The sequence below is a fragment of the Psychrobacillus sp. genome (assembly GCF_056205495.1).
On record NZ_JBAEAP010000250.1, the window covers coordinates 1 to 4,249 of the forward strand.

5 protein-coding genes are annotated in these 4,249 nt (G+C 33.2%); 4 read left to right on the top strand and 1 reads right to left on the bottom strand.

Annotated elements, in window-relative coordinates; all coding sequences use genetic code 11:
* Positions 1 to 510 (bottom strand): sigma-70 family RNA polymerase sigma factor (locus tag AC06OU_RS07230; RefSeq protein WP_475854944.1); only part of this gene is annotated, 510 nt, incomplete at its 3' end.
* A gap of 328 nt (positions 511 to 838) precedes the next feature.
* Between AC06OU_RS07230 and AC06OU_RS07235 the strand changes: the two genes are divergently transcribed.
* The 4 genes from AC06OU_RS07235 (at position 839) to AC06OU_RS07250 (ending at position 4,188) form a co-directional block, all read left to right on the top strand.
* The gene (locus AC06OU_RS07235) at positions 839 to 1,276 is read left to right on the top strand and encodes a hypothetical protein (protein WP_298471094.1); all 438 of its coding nucleotides are present in this window, start codon (positions 839 to 841) and stop codon (positions 1,274 to 1,276) included.
* Positions 1,277 to 1,665: 389 nt separating this feature from the next.
* Complete coding sequence (locus AC06OU_RS07240; RefSeq protein ID WP_475854946.1) at positions 1,666 to 2,631, top strand: histidine kinase dimerization/phospho-acceptor domain-containing protein; 966 nt, start codon at positions 1,666 to 1,668, stop codon at positions 2,629 to 2,631.
* Between the two features lie 45 nt (positions 2,632 to 2,676).
* Positions 2,677 to 3,960, top strand: a complete 1,284-nt coding sequence (locus tag AC06OU_RS07245) for an ATP-binding protein (RefSeq protein ID WP_475854948.1) — start codon at positions 2,677 to 2,679, stop codon at positions 3,958 to 3,960.
* A gap of 78 nt (positions 3,961 to 4,038) precedes the next feature.
* Positions 4,039 to 4,188 carry a YfhD family protein gene (locus AC06OU_RS07250; RefSeq protein ID WP_475854949.1) on the top strand — a complete coding sequence of 50 codons (150 nt, stop codon included), beginning with the start codon at positions 4,039 to 4,041 and terminating at the stop codon, positions 4,186 to 4,188.
* Positions 4,189 to 4,249: the final 61 nt, after the last annotated feature.

The following is a 4,249-nucleotide window of genomic DNA, read 5'->3' on the forward strand; positions in this document are numbered from 1 at the left end:
CTCCCCTTTCCCTTCAAATTGATGTCGTAATGAGCGGAGTGCCTTATGTAGTCTAGTTTTAATCGTCCCTTCTGGTGTCTTCCACATGATTGCAATATCTTTAATTTTGATGTCTTCAAAGTATTTGAGATGGAGTAGCTCTCTTTCGTAGTCAGTCAGATGTGTAAGTGCCTCTTCTATTTCTAGAAAGGTAAAATTCTCCTCTACTCTAATTAGGTGTAGTAAGTCATCCTCCACTAACTCACGCTTACTTTTTCGAATTTCATCCTGGCAATAGTTCATCATAATCCGTATGATCCATGTTTTGAAATACGCTGGCTCTTTCAGTTTTCTTATATGTTTAAAGGCTCTATAGGTAACTTCCTGCACAGCCTCCAATGCATCCTCCTCATTTTTTAAAAAGGACATAGCAGTCCTATATAATGCTTCCTGATGTACATGCATCAAGTTCAAAAACGCTTCCTCATTCCCTTTGATCGCTCTTTTTACTAATAACAGTTGCTCGCTCAATCCATCACCCCATTTCTACGTCCCTATTAATTAGACATACTAAACGAAAAAAAGTTTTACATTTTATTGTAAATGTCCTTTATTATGTTTTCGTATTAAAATCCATTTCATTTAATTTGTTCTTCTATAAAAATTTTTACAATATAGGAATTAAGTGTTTCTACTCAAAATATACTTAGTAGGAAGGCTATTTTTATATTTTTTTGGTTTTTTTTACGAAAAATCAGTAAATTATTAATTTTATTATGCTTAACTTAAGATATTAATGAGAAAATGGGGTATACTTAATAGTAATGAGTTTGTGGATTTGTAAAGGAGGCACTACTTTATGTCAGTCGCTAGTGAAGCATCACAAGTAAATCTCGATTTTTTAATTAACGAGTTAGGTCTACAACAAGTTTCTAATACTTCCGTGTTTCGTAAAGGAAATATATTCGTCATTTCGCCATCGGTTCAAAATAAATCAAACACGTTTGAACTAGGTGAATCACTTATGAAAAAGTTTAACCCTGAAACAGATGATGGATATTTACTCATACGTCTAAAAGAAAAATTCCTTATGTGTAAGTTACATCCCTTCCAACGTAAAATGATGACTTCGGATACCGAAAAAAGCACGAAAAGTAAGCCATCTTTTTGGAAGTTCCATGTAATAGAATCCATCATCCCACGTATTGAAAATAGCGGTGATAGAGAGCTCACATTTAAAATCCAAGCTCCTACCAATAAGCAGCTAATTTCTTTTTTTAATAAAGAAAGTCTATAGTAAAAACCAGATCTAGCTTATAGATCTGGTTTTTATTTACTTTCATTTTATTAAATTTTCCAAATAATTAAATAAAAACTTGAATACCCTTCGATTTAAAGATAATATAAATTTATAATCTTAAGGTGAGATGAGGTATTAAATTGGAGCTTATTACCGTTAATTTTCTATTCAATTTATCCTTAATTATCATCTTATTTTTCCTTTGTTTCACTAACTTAAGAAAACCTGGTAGCCTGCTTAAAAGAAAAAAAACCTCTTTAATATTTTTTGTTATTACATTACTTCTGTGCTATTTGTTTTCCTATCATTTAACGGATGAATTAATGTTAGATTTACGAATTGTCCCTTTACTTATAGGAAGCCTCTATTTTAGGTTGAGTCCAATTTTGGGCGCAATCGTAATTTTACTAAGAGGTCTACATGGAATAGATTTAGGTTTCTATATGACCCTTACGCTCAACTGTATATTAAGTATCGCTTTCTGGATATTCTCCCCGTACTTTATGCGATTAAAATCCAAATATCGCATAATTTGTTCCTCTCTTCTGGCTCTTATTATGAGCCTTTTAATATTATTTGTTGTACTAAACACTAGTGAAAGCACACATACTTTAGATTTATTTATAGCATACATTGTTATTCCAACACTTGGCATTGCCATCATTACATATATAATTGAAGCCTTTGAAAAAATTAATACCCAAAGGAAGCTTTTAATAAAAGTAGAAAAAAAAGAAGCGGTAGAACAAATGGGTGCGGCTATATCACATGAAATTAGAAATCCTTTAACTTCTGCAATTGGATTTGTCGAATTATTAACTAGAGAACCCCTAGATTCTGAAAAAAGCAAGCAATACCTTGCTATTTTAAAAGACGAACTTGATTTGGCTGAGAAAATTATTCAAGATTATTTAACCTATTCTAAGCCTATAACGGAACATACGAAAGAAATAAATATCCAAGAGGAGCTCCCTATTGTTCTAAAGCTTTTACAACCATTAGCCAACTATTATTCAGTTAAGATTATCTCTGATTTATCGTCTACTAGTTTAATAGACGGAGACCGTGCAAAGTTCCAGCACACCTTCATAAATATCATTAAAAATAATATAGTTTCCTTAACAGATGGAGGCGTTATATCTATCACAACTAAGGAGACTAAAACCAATATTCTTATTACAATAACTAGCCCTACCAAAGAAAATCAAATGGAATCTAAAGTACTAGACACATCCATTGATTTCGGAATTATAAGAAACATAAAAGGAACTGTTCGAACAAAGAGAACCGAACAGGAAACTACTTATTACTATACCTTCCGCAAACAAAAAACTTCATATATATTCTGGTAAAGTTTTAATCTGTTCACATCAATTTTTCTGAGAAGAGGTAATACTATGGAGCTGACGCTACATTTTTTTTTCAACCTATCTCTTTTAATAGTATTACTTTTTTTTAGCTTGATTTGGCTTGAAAATACGAAAAAAGTACAATTCATTGCGACGCTGTATTGTTTCGCCAGCCTCATCATTTGCTATGGATTTAGCTACTCCCTAACTGATAGCATCTTATTAGATCTTAGGAATATTCCTTTTGTAATTGGCGCACTCTATATTGGTCTTGGCCCTTATTTAGGTCTAACAGCAATTATTATCCGTTCTTTTTTTGGAATAGATTTAGGATTTTGGGTCACAGTATCGTATTACGCTATTTTCTCTGTTATTTTATGGAAAATACATCCTTGGTTTTTGGGGAAAAATAGAGAACAACGAATTTGGATAGCAATAGGCTTTATTTATATCGTAGGAATTTATCAAACCACTCCTTTACTTTTTATGTTAGATGGTTATGACATACTTGATGTAAGTTTTGCATTTTTATTTTTACAACCCTTAGGAGTAGGGATGATCACCTACTTTTTAGAGGAGGTTGATAAATTTACAATATACAGACAGCAACTTATAACTTTAGAAAGACAAGGAGTTGTTGAAAAGATGGGTGCCGCTATCTCTCATGAAATACGCAACCCATTGACTGCTGCTATAGGTTTTGTTCAACTTTTACATAACGACTCAATTTCAGCAGACACAAAAAGGCAGTATTTATCTATCGTTAAAAGTGAGCTTCAATCAGCTGAAAGAGTTATTCAAGATTATCTTACAATTTCTAAAGTTGATCCAGAAACTGAAAACACTATTCTCGTCAATAAGGCATTAAAGCAAGTCATACAAATGCTTATACCACTGGCGCAAAATAGATCCGTTGAAATAATTACAGATTTCACAGAGGAATCCATAGTTATGGGTGATAGTCAAAAATTTCATCAAAGCTTAGTCAATATTATGAAGAATGGAATAGAATCTATGTCTGCAGGAGGAATTTTAACTGTGGGGACAGAAGCTACACCTACGAACGTCGTCATCACTATTAAAGATACCGGTTCAGGAATGACTGATGAGCAATTAAGTCGTTTAGGAGAGCCGTATTACTCTACAAAAGGGAACCAAGGAACTGGTCTTGGTATATTGGTCGTTTTTAGTGTTATCCGTGCAATGAACGGAAATATTCATGTAGAGTCCGAGGTTGGCGTCGGCACTACCTTTGAATTAAATTTTAGATCGTCATTAGCTTACATTCCACCTGTAGTGGAACAAGAGAAAGGAAAAATGATTACTAAATAAGTTTTATTCCCAGGAGTAAAATTACCTTTTCTTCTCATCTTATTAAAAAGAAATATTTTAGAAAGGGAGGATCACTTCATGGGTAGAGACGACAAAAAGGGAAGTAGTAATAACACTGGTTCCTTACCTCAGACACCAAAGAATATGAAGATCAAGCCTAAGGATGTTCGAGAAGAATTTGCACGAGAATTTGCAGAACTGAGGCATTCGTCTAGAAGACAAAAATAGTATATGGGGGGCGACTAAGTTTGTCATCCCCCCTCCATTAAACTTTTAATGAAGAGCCCCT

Coding starts and splice junctions, on each gene's coding strand:
- AC06OU_RS07235 (WP_298471094.1), top strand. CDS start 839: ATGTCAGTCGCTAGTGAAGCATCACAAGTAAATCTCGATTTTTTAATT.
- AC06OU_RS07245 (WP_475854948.1), top strand. CDS start 2,677: ATGGAGCTGACGCTACATTTTTTTTTCAACCTATCTCTTTTAATAGTA.
- AC06OU_RS07250 (WP_475854949.1), top strand. CDS start 4,039: ATGGGTAGAGACGACAAAAAGGGAAGTAGTAATAACACTGGTTCCTTA.